Origin of the sequence: Cronobacter sp. JZ38, from assembly GCF_008932145.1 — a bacterium.
In the GTDB taxonomy this organism is placed as follows: Bacteria; Pseudomonadota; Gammaproteobacteria; order Enterobacterales; family Enterobacteriaceae; genus Cronobacter; species Cronobacter muytjensii.
This window is the reverse complement of sequence record NZ_CP017662.1, coordinates 3,245,844-3,260,745: the sequence shown is the minus strand read 5'-3', so window position 1 is coordinate 3,260,745 and position 14,902 is coordinate 3,245,844. Positions and strand designations below refer to the sequence as shown.

Below are 14,902 nucleotides of genomic sequence, written 5' to 3'. Positions count from 1 at the left end.
CAGACTATGCAAGCCTTTTAGCGATGGAGTAATAAATAGTTCAACAGGCGTTAGCGGAAATTTAAAAATGATTACCAGAATGGCTCGGTTTTTAGCGATTTCTCAAAAAAAAGGCGATTTTATTGAATGCGGGGGGGCGGGGCAGGCAGAAAAAACGGCCATCATTAATGGCCGTCAGGATCAGATAACGTCGATTTCGGCGACGGAAGGATAAATCCAGCTCGGTCGGAACGGCATCGCGTCGATATCATTGATGGTGGAGACGCCAGAAAGTACCAGGATGGTTTCGAGCCCGGCCTGGAAGCCTGCCAGAATATCAGTACGCAGGTTATCGCCGACAATCACGGTATGCTCGGAGTGCGCCTGCATTTTGTTCAGCGCCGCGCGAATGATCCACGGGCTCGGCTTGCCGACGTAAAACGGCTTACGGCCAGATATTTTCTCAATACCCGCGCACAGCGCGCCACAGGCGGGGTAGAAGCCACGCCCGTGGGTGTCCGGGTTAGTGGCGATAAACCGCGCGCCGTTGGCGACGAAAAAGGCGGCCTTATGCATCATCTCCCAGTTATAGGAGCGGGTTTCGCCGACGATCACGAAATCCGGATTGATGTCGGTAATGGTAAAGCCAGCTTTATACAGCTCGTGAATTAATGCCCCTTCGCCGACCACATACGCTTTTTTGCCTTCCTGGCGACGCAGAAAGTCCGCTGTCGCCATGGCGGAGGTGTAAAACACGCTGTCCGGCACGTCGATCCCGGCGGAGGCGAAACGGTTAGCCAGATCCTGGCCGGTCTGGGACGGGTAGTTGGTCAGCAGGACCAGCGGAAACCCTTTTTCAAGAATGCGGGTCAGAAATTCACTGGCGCCGGGCACCGCAACGTTATCGTGCATCAGCACGCCATCGATATCGCAAATTACGTTCTGAATGGTCATGGACTACTCTGGCTCAGGGAACAGAAAGGCGTAACTATAGCGCAAACGCCAAAGTCACTCGTTAACTTTCCAGCAAACGCTGTAATAACAAACCGTTAAGCATGGCGCGTTTCACCAGCGCGAAAGCGCCGATTGCCGAGCGGTGATCGAGTTGTGACGGCACCACCGGCAGGTTTTTACGAAATGCTTTGAGGGATTGGGTGTTGATGCAGCTTTCGATAGCGGGCAACAGCACTTTCTGCGCTTCGACGATTTCACCGGCAATAACGACTTTTTGCGGGTTAAAGAGGTTAATGGCGATGGCGATAGTTTTACCAAGCTGACGCCCAACGCGCTCCACGACTTCGCTCGCCAGCGCGTCGCCCCGGTTAGCGGCTTTGCAAATCGCTTTGATATTGCACTCGTCTGGCGTCAGGCGGCTCTGATAGCCCTGCTCAAGCAGTTGGCGCACGCGTTGTTCAATCGCGGCATTGGCAGCGACAGTCTCCAGACATCCGAAGTTGCCGCAGTGGCAACGCTCGCCTAAAGGGTCGACCTGAATATGACCAATTTCGCCGACGTTGCCGTTGCGGCCGATGAAGATGCGCCCGTTGGAGATAATGCCTGCGCCCGTGCCCCGGTGAACGCGCACCAGAATGGAGTCTTCGCAATCGCGTGTTGCACCGAAATAGTGCTCCGCCAGCGCCAGGCTGCGGATATCGTGCCCAACAAAACAGGCGACGTTGAAGCGCTTTTGCAGCGCGTCGACCAGCGGCCAGTTTTCCACGTTAATGTGCGGCATATAGCGGATAACGCCGCTTTCCGGGTCCACAAGACCCGGCAGAATAACGGAGATGGCGATAAGCTCGCGGATTTTGCGCTGCCAGGTCTCGATAAACTGCGCAATCGTATTCAGCAGTGCGTGCTCAAGCGTTTCCTGAGTACGCTCTGGCAGGGGGAAATGTTCTTCCGCCAGCACTTTGCTGCTCAGGTCGAACAGCGTAAGCGTCGCGTCGTGTCGGCCAAGCCGTACGCCAACTGCCTGGAAGTGCCGGGTTTCGGTGATGATGGAGATAGCGCGGCGGCCCCCGGTAGAGGCCTGCTGATCGACTTCTTTAATCAGGCCGCGCTCAATCAGCTGGCGAGTAATTTTGGTAACGCTGGCGGGCGCAAGCTGGCTCTGTTCGGCTATCTGTATGCGCGATATCGGCCCATGCTGGTCGATAAGACGATAAACCGCCGCGCTGTTAAGCTGTTTTACGAGATCAACGTTGCCAATTTGAGCCTGTCCGCCAGTCGTCATGCCTTTATTTACTCAGTAACGACCTCGTTACCATTAACGATGGTCTTGATGATTTTATAGTCGCGGGTAAAGGCGGTGAGATTCGCCACTTTGCCCGTTTCAATGCTGCCAAGCCTGTCTGCCACGCCCATGGCGCGGGCCGGATACAGCGTCGCCATACGCAGCGCTTCGTCCAGTGCGATATTGACATGCTCCACCAGGTTGCGCACGCCTTCGATCATGGTCAGCGCCGAGCCGCTGAGGGTGCCGTTTTCGTCCACGCACAGGCCATTGCGGTAGTATATTGTTTTACCAGCAAAAATGAACTCATCAATATTGGCACCTGCGGGCGCTGTCGCGTCAGTCACCAGACAGAGTTTGTCGCCTTTTACTTTTTTCGCGAGGCGCACGTTTGCGAAATCCACGTGCAGGCCATCGGCGATAATGCCGCAAAAGACATCCGGCTCGTCAAAGATAGCGCCAGTCAGGCCCGGCTCGCGACCAGTGATGTAAGGCATTGCGTTGAAGAGGTGGGTTGCAAAGCGGATCCCGGCGCGAAAGCCTGTTTTTGCCTCTTTCAGGGTCGCGTTCGAGTGCCCGGCGGATATCACAATGCCCGCCGCGGTGAGCTGGCTAATGACCTCTGGCGCGACCCGTTCCGGCGCGAGCGTGATTTTGGTAATAACGTCAGCATTTTCACACAGAAACTTGACCAGCTCAGCGTCCGGTTCACGCACGTAATCCGGGTTGTGCGTGCCTTTTTTGACGATATTCAGCCACGGGCCTTCAAGGTGCAGACCCAGCGCCTGATTTTTGTGGTGCGCCAGGTATTCGCGCATTACCCGCACGCCCTGTTTCATCAGCGCGTCGCTACAGGTAATCAGCGTCGGCAGATAGCTGGTGCAGCCCGATTTCTCGTTGGCTTTCTGCATAATTTCCAGCGTTTCGACCGAGACCGCGTCTGCCGTGTCGTTAAACTGCACACCGCCGCAGCCGTTTAACTGTACGTCGATAAAACCGGGGGCGATGATGGCACCGCCCATGTCGCGCTGTTCGATTCCCGCCGGCAGGTCAGCCAGCGGGCACAGGCGCTCAATCAGGCCATCGGCGATAACAATCGCATGGTCATCCAGAATGTCGTGGCCGGTGTAAATCCGGCCGTGGGTTAAAGCGTACATAATGCCCCCGGTAACCAGTCCTTAAAGATCTTTAATATTTTCAGCTTCGAGCTCGGTGAAGTATTTTAACGTCTTCACTTTCAGTTCCATGGTGGAAGGCTCGTCACACACGATAACCGCTTTCGGATGCAGTTGCAGACAGCTGATGGTCCACATATGGTTCACGTTGCCTTCGACGGCCGCCTGCAGCGCCTGCGCTTTAACATGGCCCAGTACCAGAATCATCACTTCCTGCGCGTCAAGCAGTGTGCCGACGCCGACCGTGAGGGCGTATTTTGGCACCTGATTCACATCGCCGCCAAAGAAACGCGAATTCGCCACGCGGGTGTCGTGCGTCAGCGTTTTGATACGGGTGCGGGAGGCCAGTGAAGAGGCTGGTTCGTTGAACGCAATATGACCGTCGTTGCCCACGCCGCCCATAAAGAGGTGAATTTTGCCGTAAGCGCGAATTTTTTCTTCATAGCGGCGGCATTCTGCGTCAATATCCGGCGCGTTACCATCCAGCAGGTTGATATTTTCTTCGGGAATATCAACGTGGTCGAAGAAATTGCGGTACATAAAGCTGTGGTAGCTTTCCGGATGATCTTTCGGCAACCCGACATATTCATCCATGTTAAAGGTCACCACATGTTTGAAGCTCACCTGGCCCGCTTTGTGCATCTCAATCAGCGCTTTGTAGGCTTCAAGCGGCGTGCCGCCTGTCGGCAGGCCGAGCACGAACGGACGGTCGGCGGTGGGGTTGAAATCGTTAATGCGCTTAACAATATGGCGGGCGGCCCATTTGCCTACCTGCTGCGGCGTAGCCAGCGGAATCAGTCTCATTGTTCACCTCGAAAGTTAGAAAACAGGCGCGGATTGAACGACGCACAGTGTAAGGGTATACCCGTTCGCTGAAAGCGGGAGCAATCCGTCTCGATTTTTTGAATGATAAAATAAGTTTTCGAGGTAAGCCATAGGTCAGGACCTTCAACTACGATATTTGGTGATAAAAATCACAGAAAAGACGCGTTTAATTTGCGAGGCGAATTAATTTTGCAGACACTCAGCGTTGATACCAAGTGTCGCCGCGTTTCAGGGTTGGTAGCACAATAAAAAACGGCTTAGCTGGAGCCTCATCGGGGTTTCATAGGGGGAAAAAGTGAGTATTTTAGGTTATTTACAACGAGTGGGCCGGGCGCTGATGGTGCCTGTGGCTACGCTGCCTGCGGCAGCTATTCTGATGGGGGTCGGCTACTGGCTCGACCCGACCGGCTGGGGCGGCGGCAACGCACTGGCGGCATTTTTCATTCAGTCTGGCTCCGCCATTATCGACAACATGGGTGTGCTGTTTGCCGTGGGCGTCGCTTATGGCATGTCAAAAGATAAAGACGGCGCCGCGGCGCTGGCGGGGTTTGTCGGTTTTCTGGTGCTGACGACGCTTTGTTCGCCTGCCGCAGTCGCCATGATCATGAAGATCCCGGCCGATCAGGTACCGGCCGCTTTCGGTAAGATTAAAAACCAGTTTGTCGGCATTATGGTGGGGATTATCGCCGCAGAACTCTACAACCGCTTTAGCGCCGTCGAGCTGCCGAAAGCGCTCTCGTTCTTCAGTGGCCGTCGTCTGGTGCCGATTCTGACCTCGTTCGTGATGATTGTTGTCGCTTTCATCATGATGTACATCTGGCCGGTCGTTTTTGGCGGTCTGGTAGAGTTTGGCGAGCAGATCCAGAAACTCGGCTCCGTTGGCGCAGGCGTCTACGCCTTCTTTAACCGTCTGCTCATTCCGGTGGGCCTGCACCACGCGCTGAACTCAGTGTTCTGGTTTGACGTCGCCGGCATCAACGATATCCCGAATTTTCTCGGCGGCGCGCAGTCTATTGAATCCGGTAAAGCCGTGGTGGGTATTACGGGGCGTTACCAGGCGGGCTTCTTCCCGATCATGATGTTCGGCCTGCCGGGCGCAGCGCTTGCGATTTACCACTGTGCGCGTCCTGAGAACAAAGCCAAAGTGCTGGGCATCATGATGGCAGGTGCTTTCGCCGCGTTCTTTACTGGCATTACCGAGCCGCTGGAATTCTCCTTTATGTTCGTGGCGCCGGTGCTGTATGTCATCCATGCGGCGCTGACCGGTATTTCGGTGTTTATCGCGGCGACCATGCACTGGATTGCCGGTTTCGGCTTCAGCGCGGGTCTGGTGGATATGGTCCTCTCCTCGCGTAACCCGCTGGCGACCCACTGGTACATGCTGATTCCGCAGGGCCTGGTGTTCTTCGTCATTTATTACGTGGTGTTCCGCTTCACTATCACCAAATTCAACCTGATGACGCCGGGCCGTGAGCTGGCTGTCGCAGGCAGCGAGGCGGACGGTGAAGACGTTAACGTGAGTGGCGATAAAGCCCTCGATGCGACCGGGCTGGCACGTCAGTACATTGCGGCGGTTGGCGGCTCCGATAACCTGACTGGCATCGACGCCTGCATTACCCGTCTGCGTCTTTCCGTGAAGGATTCGGCGCTGGTGGATGAAGCGCTGGCTAAACGCCTCGGTGCGACCGGCGTTATCCGTCTTAACAAAACCAGCGTGCAGATTATCGTTGGTTTTGTGGCGGAAAAAATCGCTAACGCGATGAAAACGACCGGCCACGTGGCGGCCTCTGCGCCGACAGCCCCTGCTGGCGCGCCTGTCGCACCCGCGGTAAAACCGCAGGCGCTGGCGAATGCGCAGACGATAGCCGCGCTGGTCTCGCCGGTGACCGGCGAGGTTGTGGCGCTGGATGCGGTGCCGGATGAAGCGTTCGCCAGCAAAGCCGTCGGTGATGGCGTCGCTATCAAACCGACCGACAAAACGGTGGTGTCACCGGCGGCGGGCACGATTGTCAAAATCTTCAACACCAACCATGCGTTCTGCCTTGAAACCGAAAACGGCGCGGAAATCGTGGTTCATATGGGGATTGATACCGTCGCGCTGAACGGGCAGGGCTTTAAACGTCTGGTGGAAGAGGGCGCGCAGGTGACCGCGGGCCAGCCGGTGCTGGAGCTTGATCTGGATTACCTGAACGCGAACGCGCGCTCAATGATTAGCCCGGTGGTGTGCAGCAACATCGACGATTTCGGCGGCATGGTCATTAAGGCGCAGGGTGCGGTTGTGGCAGGGCAGAGCGCGCTGTATGAGATTAAAGGCAAATAATCGCTTCTGAGTCGTCATGCCTTAAACGGCGGGAGATGCTCCCGCCGTTTTTTTTTGCTTTTTTTCGGGGCTGGCGCAGGGGGTGGGAAGCCGTGTAGGGTGTCGCCCATCAGGATTAAGGAGAATCATATGCGCCATTGTATTATCGCGGTTTGCGCCGCCGTGCTGCTGAGCGGCTGCGTGCCTCGCTACGCCACGCACCGGCCTGCGCTTGAAATGGAAATTCAGAACGAACGGGGCGAGCCGGTTCCTCACGCCACGCTCTGGCTGCAAACGCACCGCATGCCGCCGGGCTTTTACCCACCGCCGGAGAAATTCATGGCAGATGAGAAAGGCCATATTTCCGTTTCACGCGTCTCGGAGTGGGAACCCATGATTTTCTTCCTGCACGGCACGATGATCTATTCCTGGACCTGGTGTGTTGAAGCGCCGGGCTATATTCCGCGCGACGGAAATGTCGACTCGTTAAGCTCACCAGTAAGAATGCTCAAAGCCACTGTCCCCCAGCGTTGTCGGCAGGTGGAATATGCCCAACGCGGGCAATGACAGGCGCTGCCCCACGGCGGGATTTTCTGTAACTAAAGGTTGTTTCCCGCTGCAGCTTATAAGATCATACGCCGTTAAACGATGTTGACGCTTTGAGGAATATGCGATGAGTGAGGCAGAAGCCCGCCCGACTAACTTTATTCGCCAGATTATTGATGAAGATCTGGCGTCTGGAAAACACACCACGATTTGCACCCGCTTCCCGCCGGAGCCGAACGGCTATCTGCACATCGGCCACGCGAAGTCCATCTGCCTGAACTTCGGCATCGCCCAGGATTACCAGGGCCAGTGCAACCTGCGCTTTGACGATACCAACCCGGTGAAAGAAGACCTGGAATTTGTCGAGTCGATTAAAAACGACGTGCAATGGCTGGGTTTCCACTGGTCTGGCGATGTGCGTTACTCCTCTGACTATTTCGATCAGCTGTACAATTACGCCGTTGAGCTTATCAACAAAGGGCTGGCGTATGTCGACGAGCTGTCGCCGGAGCAGATCCGCGAATACCGCGGCACCCTGACCGCGCCGGGCAAAAACAGTCCGTTCCGCGATCGCAGCGTGGAAGAAAACCTGGCGCTGTTTGAAAAAATGCGCGCTGGCGGGTTCGAAGAAGGCAAAGCGTGCCTGCGTGCGAAAATCGACATGGCGTCGCCGTTTATCGTGATGCGCGATCCTGTTCTGTACCGCATCAAGTTCGCTGAACATCACCAGACTGGCAATAAGTGGTGCATCTACCCGATGTATGACTTCACCCACTGCATTTCCGATGCGCTGGAAGGGATCACTCATTCGCTCTGTACGCTGGAATTCCAGGACAACCGTCGTCTGTATGACTGGGTACTGGATAACATCACCATCCCGGTACATCCGCGTCAGTACGAGTTCTCTCGTCTGAATCTGGAATATACCGTGATGTCCAAGCGTAAGCTGAATCTGCTGGTGACCGACAAGCATGTTGAAGGCTGGGACGATCCGCGTATGCCGACCATTTCCGGTCTGCGCCGTCGCGGTTATACCGCCGCTTCCATTCGTGAATTCTGCAAGCGCATCGGCGTCACCAAGCAGGATAACACCATTGAGATGGCGTCTCTTGAGTCCTGCATTCGTGAAGACCTCAACGAGAACGCGCCGCGCGCGATGGCGGTTATCGATCCGGTGAAACTGGTTATCGAAAACTACCCGCAGGGTCAGAGCGAAGTGGTTTCAATGCCTAACCATCCGAACAAACCGGAAATGGGCAACCGCGACGTGCCGTTCAGCGGCGAAATCTGGATCGATCGCGCAGACTTCCGCGAAGAAGCGAACAAGCAATACAAGCGCCTGGTGCTCGGTAAAGAAGTGCGTCTGCGTAACGCGTACGTTATTAAAGCGGAACGTGTTGAGAAAGACGAGGCGGGCGAAATCACGACTATTTATTGCTCGTACGATGCTGATACGCTGAGCAAAGATCCGGCTGACGGTCGCAAGGTAAAAGGCGTTATTCACTGGGTCAGCGCCGCGCATGCGTTGCCGGTTGAGATCCGTCTCTATGACCGTCTCTTCAGTGTGCCGAACCCTGGTGCTGCGGAAGATTTCCTGACGACAATAAATCCGCAATCTCTGGTGATCAAACAAGGTTATGCTGAACCGAGTCTGAAATACGCCGAAGCGGGCAAAGCCTGGCAGTTCGAGCGCGAGGGTTATTTCTGCCTCGACAGCCGCCATGCAAACGGTGACAAACTGGTGTTTAACCGCACCGTTGGCCTGCGTGACACCTGGGCTAAAATCGGCGAGTAAAGGCTTGCCTGTCATAAGACGCCGCCATCGCGCGGCGTTTTTTTTATTTGCTGAATCAATCTGTTAACTCCTCTTAAAGATTCGCGATGCGAATTAATTTCTTTTGTTTTGATAAACGCCTTTCATCGCATATCTCCCCGCTACAGAGCTTTCCACTTTATTAAAAATTGTAATCGCTTTCATTTTATTGTTTTGACTGCGTTTTCTATGTTGTACGGCATAAAAATTCACCCTTATGAAAATGTTACAAAATGAAGGAATTTTTGTGCTGCTCGTCATAAAGCCATAAAGAATTCAGGTTTTAAGATTGATAATTCGCGCTGCGAAAAATGGTCTTTAAGTGCGGTAGCGCGGGGGGAAGCTCCGCCGCCGTCTTTTATTTTTTTAATTTTTTCATTCGCTTTATGGGCGTTGTTCCACGCGAATTTTTTACGTCAAAGAGGAATTTCACATGCGTTCGTTGAAATACAAACGTAGCGGCATCGCTTTGGCTCTCGCCAGCGTCAGCGCGCTGGGCGGCTTGTGCAGCCCACCCGGTGCTCTGGCAGCGGGGTTTATTGATGACTCTACGTTAACCGGCGGCATCTATTACTGGCAGCGCGAGCGCGACCGTAAAGATGTTGTAGAAGATAAATACAAAACCAACCTTTCTCACTCCACCTGGAACGCGAATCTCGATTTTCAGTCAGGGTTCGCCGCCGATATGTTCGGGCTGGATATCGCCGCTTTTACTGCCATCGAAATGGCGGAAAACGGCGACAGCGGTCACCCGAACGAAATTGCGTTCTCCTCCAGCAATAAAGCCTACGACGAAGACTGGTCAGGGGATAAAAGTGGTATCAGCCTTTATAAAGCCGCGGGCAAATTCAAATACGGCCCTGTCTGGGCGCGAGCCGGCTGGCTGCAACCGACCGGGCAGACACTGCTGGCGCCGCACTGGAGCTTTATGCCCGGCACATATCAGGGCGCGGAAGCCGGGGCGAATTTCGACTACGGCGATGCTGGCGCGCTGAGTTTTTCCTATATGTGGACCAACGAATACAAATCGCCGTGGCATCTGGAGATGGATAAGTTCAGGCAGAACGACAGAACGACTCGCGTGGATTATCTCCACTCTATCGGCGCGAAATATGCGTTTAAAAATTCGCTGGTGCTGGAGGCGGCGTTCGGCCAGGCGCAGGGCTATGTCGATCAATACTTTGCCAAAGCGAGCTACAACTTTTCGCTTGCCGGAAACCCGCTGGCCACCAGCTATCAGTTTTACGGCGCGCGCGATAAAGCCAGCAGCGGCACTATTAATGATATCTACGATGGTACGGCCTGGCTCCAGGCGCTGACGTTTGGCTATAAGGTCGGGCCGGTGGATCTGCGCCTCGAAGGCACATGGGTGAGCGCCGAAGGGCAGCAGGGCTATTTTCTGCAGCGTATGACGCCGACGTATGCCTCCTCCAACGGACGGCTCGATATCTGGTGGGATAACCGCTCAGATTTCAACGCTGACGATGAAAAAGCGGTGTTTTTCGGCGCGATGTATGACCTGAAAAACTGGAAGCTGCCGGGCTTTGCGATAGGCGCCTCTTACGTCTACGCGTGGGATGCAAAGCCCTCAACGCTTCCGACCACCGACAACTACTACGATCCTGACTACCGCCTGAAAGAGTCTGCCTACAGCCTGGACGCGGTCTACACCCTGCAGGACGACCGCGCCAAAGGCACGATGTTTAAGCTGCATTTCACCCAGTATGACAACCATTCCGACATCCCGAGCTACGGCGGCGGCTACGGCAACATTTTCCAGGACGAACGCGACGTGAAATTTATCGTCACGGCACCGTTTACGATTTTCTGAATGCGCAGGGGCGCGCAGGTGCGCCTTACATAAAGGGCAGTGAAAAGGACGAGATGATGAAAAAGTTAAAGATCAGTCTGTTAGCCGGGGTGGTGATGGGGATTTTTGCCGGTAGCGGCGCACAGGCGTCAACGGCAGACCAAATCAGCCAGTTTGGGCTCAACTACGCGATTACCGACAACCACGCGGCACAGCATGGCGTCGACTGCGCCGCGCTTGGCGCCGACTGGGCCTCCTGCAATAAAGCGGTTATCACGCTCACCAATCCGGGTGACGCGGTGACGGATAAAAACTGGACTATCTGGTTTCACAGTATTCGCCAGATCCTCAAGGTCGATAACGATCAGTTTAAAGTGACCCACGTGATGGGCGATCTCCATAAGCTTGAACCGACGGACAAATTCACCGGCTTCCCGGCCAATGCCTCGGTGGAGATCCCAATCGTCAATGAATACTGGCAGCTCTTTATCACCGATGTGCTGCCGCGCTGGTACGTTACGGCGGACGATGGCGCGCCGAAAGTGATCGCCAGTACCGATACCGAAACGTTAACCGGGTTCGTCAGCCCGCTGAAAGATCAGTGGAAACGCACGCCGGACGATAAAAACATCCTGATGACCGCGGAAGCGCGCTTCGATAAAAATAGCGACATCAAAACACTGAATGCCGACAGCCTGCGTGGGCAGATCATCCCGACGCCGCGCCAGGTCAGGCTGCACGGGCAGGACGTCGCTCTCGACCAGGGCGTTAAGCTTGATATAGCCGTGCTTGATAAAGGCTCGCAAGAGGCGATTACCGCGCGCTTTGCGCTGCTGGGAGTGAAAACCGGATCGGGTTATCCGGTGCGTACGGCCATCGCGAGCCGCGCGTTTAACGGCAAAGAGGCGGTGTCCGGCGCTTATCAGCTGCATATAGGACAGAAAGAGGCGGTAATCACCGGCTACGATCGCGCAGGCGTCTTTTATGGTTTGCAGTCACTGCTGTCGCTGATCCCGGTGGACGGCGCGCGCCAAATCGCGACGCTTGACGCGCAGGATGCGCCGCGTTTTGCGTATCGTGGCATTCACCTTGATGTGGGGCGCAACTTCCATACCAAAGCCGCCGTGCTGCGCCTGCTCGATCAGATGGCGGCCTGGAAGCTCAATAAATTTCACTTCCATTTAAGCGACGATGAGGGCTGGCGCATCGATATTCCGGGGCTCCCGGAGCTGACTGAAATTGGCGCGAAACGCTGCCACGATCTGAGCGAAAAAACCTGTCTGCTGCCGCAGCTCGGCTCCGGGCCAGATACCAACAACAACGGTAGCGGCTATTTCACCCGCGCCGATTATATCGAGATAGTGAAATTCGCCGCGGCGCGCCAGATTGAGGTCATTCCGGAAATAGATATGCCGGCTCACGCCCGCGCGGCGGTGATTGCAATGGAGGCACGCTACGATCGGCTGATGAAAGCGGGTAAAACCAACGAGGCGAACGCGTACCGCCTGCTCGACCCGCAGGATACCTCCGTCACAACAGGCGTGCAGTATTACAACCGTACCGGCTACCTCAATCCGTGCCTCGATTCGTCACGCCGTTTCGTGGATAAAGTGATCGGCGAAATTCAGCAGATGCACCGGGAGGCCGGACAGCCGCTCACCACCTGGCATTTTGGCGGCGACGAGGCGAAAAATATTTACCTTGGCACCGGTTATACCGATAAAACGAAACCGGAAGCCGGGAAGGGCATTATCGATCAAAGCCGCCAGGATAAACCCTGGGCGCGCTCGCCGGTGTGTCAGAAAATGGTTAAGGACGGGGTGGTCGCGGACGTTGAGCATCTCTCCAGCTACTTTGGCGTTGAGGTCAGCAAGCTGGTGAAAGCGCACGGCATTGACATCATGCAGGCCTGGCAGGATGGCCTTAAAGATGCGAAAGACGCCAGCGCCTTTGCCACCTCACATGTCAACGTCAACTTCTGGGACACCCTCTACTGGGGCGGTTTTGACAGCGTCAACGACTGGGCCAACAAAGGCTTTCGCGTCGTGGTCTCTAACCCGGATTACGTCTATCTCGATTTCCCGAACGAAGTGAATCCGGCGGAGAGCGGCTACTACTGGGGCACGCGCTTTAGCGATGAGCGTAAGATTTTCAGTTTCGCGCCGGATAACCTGCCGCAAAACGCCGAGACGTCGGTCGATCGCGACGGCAACGCGTTTAGCGCTAAATCCGATAAACCCTGGCCTGGCGCTTATGGGCTCTCGGCACAGCTCTGGAGCGAAGTGGTGCGTACCGATAAGCAGATGGAGTACATGATGTATCCGCGTCTGCTGGCCGTAGCGGAGCGCGCCTGGCACCGTGCCGCATGGGAGCAGGATTATCAGGCGGGGCGCGAGTATAAGGGCGGCGAAACGCATCAGGTCGATATGCAGGCGCTACAACGGGACTGGACGCGTTTTGCGAACCTGCTTGGCCGTCGCGAACTGCCGAAACTTGAGAAAGCGGGCGTGCAGTTCCGTCTGCCGGTGCCGGGCGCACGCGTGAAAACAGGGGTATTGCAGATGAACATCAGCCTGCCTGGCGTGACGATGGAGTATTCCACTGATGGCGGCGCGCGCTGGCAGCCTTATGACGCCGCGCAACCGCCGCGCGTGACGGGCGAGGTGCAGGTACGCAGCGTAAGCGTGGATGGCAAACGCCACAGCCGGACGGAGCGCGTACAGCCGTAACGCGCTTTTTAAAAAAGCCAGCCTCCGGGCTGGCTTTTACGTGTATTAAAGCGGTGTCTTACAGCGCCTCTGGCAGATGGTGAACGGCAAGCAGTTTGCCTTTGCTGATTTCAATATGTTTCGCGCTGCGTAGCTGGGACAAGGTTTTCATTACCATACTGCGGGAAAGATTTGTTTTTTTAACAATATAATCGGCGACGTTAATCCGGTTACGCATAAACTCATCCATCGACGCCAGACAATCGATATTGGCTTTAATCATACTGTAGCTGTTTCTGCCCAGCATAATTTCTTCCCGATAGCAAAGCATATTAATTATCCATGAGGACAAAATAAGAAGATGTAACTGGCAATGATTTTTTTCGATTTCCTGCATGAAATAATCAAAAGGAATTAACTGATAATGACATTCTGAATCAGCCTGTAATTTTATGAATTGGGATTTACCTAAATTCCGCGCCAGGCCCAGAACCGAAGGGGCGCTGCATTTTTCCAGCAACAGGCGGTCACTCTGGCGCATCAGAGAAAACTGACCGCCGCGAATGATGCAAATTTCCCCGTCTCGCAACGGGATAAGCGTATTTTTTTCCGCACGAGACCAGTTGCCGTAGCTATTGAAAATATCGGCAATGCGGTAAATCTCAGCAAGAGGTTTAGAGGGTAATACCATATTGGTTACCTTGTTTAAAATAAATTTATGTCGTTGCTGTATCTTAATGGATGCTTTTTTATTGCTGCAATAAGGGGCAGAGAAGAGGGAATGAACAACGGCAATCTTTCGTTGGCTAACCGCTTGACCGATAAAGATATTTATCTTTTCTGAATTTATATTTAATAAAATATATGTGGTTTAATTAAGCATTGTGCGCTGTATTAAAATACATATTTATGTGCTATTAATCCAAAATGATACATGTGTATTTTCAGCGTCTGGTTTTCAGACAATAAAAAAGCCGACAAACGTCGGCTTTGGATCAGGCGTTATGGCGAACGTTACTTCTCGCCGACCTCGTGCGCGTGTTCATTCTCGCGGCAGTCGCCATCGGCACAGTGACCATACAGATAGAGGCTGTGGTTGGTCAGGCGGATGCCGTGACGTGTCGCGATTTCACGCTGACGGGCTTCAATAGAGTCATCGCTGAATTCGATCACTTTGCCGCAATCGAGACAGATCAGGTGATCGTGATGATGCTGTTGCGTCAGCTCGAAAACGGATTTACCGCCTTCGAAGTTGTGACGGGTGACGATGCCGGCATCGTCGAACTGGTTCAGTACGCGATAGACCGTGGCAAGGCCAATCTCTTCACCCATGTCAATCAGACGCTTATAGAGGTCTTCCGCACTGACATGATGATTGACCGGTTCCTGCAGCACTTCGAGGATTTTTAATCGAGGAAGCGTGACTTTCAGGCCGGCCTTCTTTAATGCGGTATTGTTGTCAGTCATGCGGAATCTGTCCTGTTGCTTAACGACTCGCCCCAGAAGGGAGC

Annotated in this window: 11 protein-coding genes; 5 read left to right on the top strand and 6 right to left on the bottom strand. The window is 54.5% G+C overall.

The features are described from left to right. Window positions 1-180: 180 nt before the first annotated feature. The 4 genes from BJP61_RS15480 to nagB all read right to left on the bottom strand — a co-directional run bounded on the left by BJP61_RS15480 (window position 181) and on the right by nagB (window position 4,194). The gene (locus BJP61_RS15480) at window positions 181-933 is read right to left on the bottom strand and encodes an HAD-IIA family hydrolase (RefSeq protein WP_004387185.1); all 753 of its coding nucleotides are present in this window, start codon (window positions 931-933) and stop codon (window positions 181-183) included. A 61-nt stretch (window positions 934-994) separates the two neighbouring features. Then, window positions 995-2,215 carry an N-acetylglucosamine repressor gene (locus BJP61_RS15475; RefSeq protein WP_171998655.1) on the bottom strand — a complete coding sequence of 407 codons (1,221 nt, stop codon included), beginning with the start codon at window positions 2,213-2,215 and terminating at the stop codon, window positions 995-997. Between the two features lie 8 nt (window positions 2,216-2,223). After that, a complete protein-coding gene (gene nagA / locus BJP61_RS15470) occupies window positions 2,224-3,372 on the bottom strand; it encodes an N-acetylglucosamine-6-phosphate deacetylase (RefSeq protein ID WP_171998654.1) in 1,149 nt (382 codons plus the stop codon). Between the two features lie 21 nt (window positions 3,373-3,393). Further along, window positions 3,394-4,194, bottom strand: coding sequence for a glucosamine-6-phosphate deaminase (nagB, locus tag BJP61_RS15465; protein WP_007670385.1), 801 nt, complete (start codon window positions 4,192-4,194; stop codon window positions 3,394-3,396). 316 nt (window positions 4,195-4,510) lie between these two features. Here nagB and nagE point away from each other — a divergent pair, with 316 nt between their 5' ends. From nagE to BJP61_RS15440, 5 genes are all read left to right on the top strand, one after another. Beyond that, complete coding sequence (nagE, locus tag BJP61_RS15460) at window positions 4,511-6,535, top strand: N-acetylglucosamine-specific PTS transporter subunit IIBC (protein ID WP_171998653.1); 2,025 nt, start codon at window positions 4,511-4,513, stop codon at window positions 6,533-6,535. A 129-nt stretch (window positions 6,536-6,664) separates the two neighbouring features. Further along, window positions 6,665-7,081 (top strand): hypothetical protein, encoded by a 417-nt coding sequence (locus tag BJP61_RS15455; protein ID WP_171998652.1) that lies wholly within the window; start codon window positions 6,665-6,667, stop codon window positions 7,079-7,081. Window positions 7,082-7,187: 106 nt separating this feature from the next. Next, a complete protein-coding gene (glnS, locus tag BJP61_RS15450; RefSeq protein WP_171998651.1) occupies window positions 7,188-8,855 on the top strand; it encodes a glutamine--tRNA ligase in 1,668 nt (555 codons plus the stop codon). A gap of 451 nt (window positions 8,856-9,306) precedes the next feature. After that, on the top strand, window positions 9,307-10,704 hold the full coding sequence (chiP, locus tag BJP61_RS15445; RefSeq protein WP_171998650.1) for a chitoporin: 1,398 nt from the start codon (window positions 9,307-9,309) through the stop codon (window positions 10,702-10,704). A gap of 56 nt (window positions 10,705-10,760) precedes the next feature. Further along, complete coding sequence (locus tag BJP61_RS15440; RefSeq protein WP_171999351.1) at window positions 10,761-13,412, top strand: beta-N-acetylhexosaminidase; 2,652 nt, start codon at window positions 10,761-10,763, stop codon at window positions 13,410-13,412. Between the two features lie 58 nt (window positions 13,413-13,470). On the opposite strand, the gene BJP61_RS15435 is transcribed toward BJP61_RS15440, so the two are convergent. Beyond that, window positions 13,471-14,082, bottom strand: coding sequence for a helix-turn-helix domain-containing protein (locus tag BJP61_RS15435; RefSeq protein WP_038864117.1), 612 nt, complete (start codon window positions 14,080-14,082; stop codon window positions 13,471-13,473). A 323-nt stretch (window positions 14,083-14,405) separates the two neighbouring features. Then, complete coding sequence (fur, locus tag BJP61_RS15430; protein ID WP_038864115.1) at window positions 14,406-14,858, bottom strand: ferric iron uptake transcriptional regulator; 453 nt, start codon at window positions 14,856-14,858, stop codon at window positions 14,406-14,408. Between the last annotated feature and the right edge of the window lie 44 nt (window positions 14,859-14,902).

What these genes read in the sequence shown, in the direction of transcription:
- BJP61_RS15480 (WP_004387185.1), bottom strand. Translation starts at nt 933, where the DNA reads ATGACCATTCAGAACGTAATTTGCGATATCGATGGCGTGCTGATGCAC.
- BJP61_RS15475 (WP_171998655.1), bottom strand. Translation starts at nt 2,215, where the DNA reads ATGACGACTGGCGGACAGGCTCAAATTGGCAACGTTGATCTCGTAAAA.
- nagA (WP_171998654.1), bottom strand. Translation starts at nt 3,372, where the DNA reads ATGTACGCTTTAACCCACGGCCGGATTTACACCGGCCACGACATTCTG.
- nagB (WP_007670385.1), bottom strand. Translation starts at nt 4,194, where the DNA reads ATGAGACTGATTCCGCTGGCTACGCCGCAGCAGGTAGGCAAATGGGCC.
- BJP61_RS15455 (WP_171998652.1), top strand. Translation starts at nt 6,665, where the DNA reads ATGCGCCATTGTATTATCGCGGTTTGCGCCGCCGTGCTGCTGAGCGGC.
- glnS (WP_171998651.1), top strand. Translation starts at nt 7,188, where the DNA reads ATGAGTGAGGCAGAAGCCCGCCCGACTAACTTTATTCGCCAGATTATT.
- chiP (WP_171998650.1), top strand. Translation starts at nt 9,307, where the DNA reads ATGCGTTCGTTGAAATACAAACGTAGCGGCATCGCTTTGGCTCTCGCC.
- BJP61_RS15440 (WP_171999351.1), top strand. Translation starts at nt 10,761, where the DNA reads ATGAAAAAGTTAAAGATCAGTCTGTTAGCCGGGGTGGTGATGGGGATT.
- BJP61_RS15435 (WP_038864117.1), bottom strand. Translation starts at nt 14,082, where the DNA reads ATGGTATTACCCTCTAAACCTCTTGCTGAGATTTACCGCATTGCCGAT.
- fur (WP_038864115.1), bottom strand. Translation starts at nt 14,858, where the DNA reads ATGACTGACAACAATACCGCATTAAAGAAGGCCGGCCTGAAAGTCACG.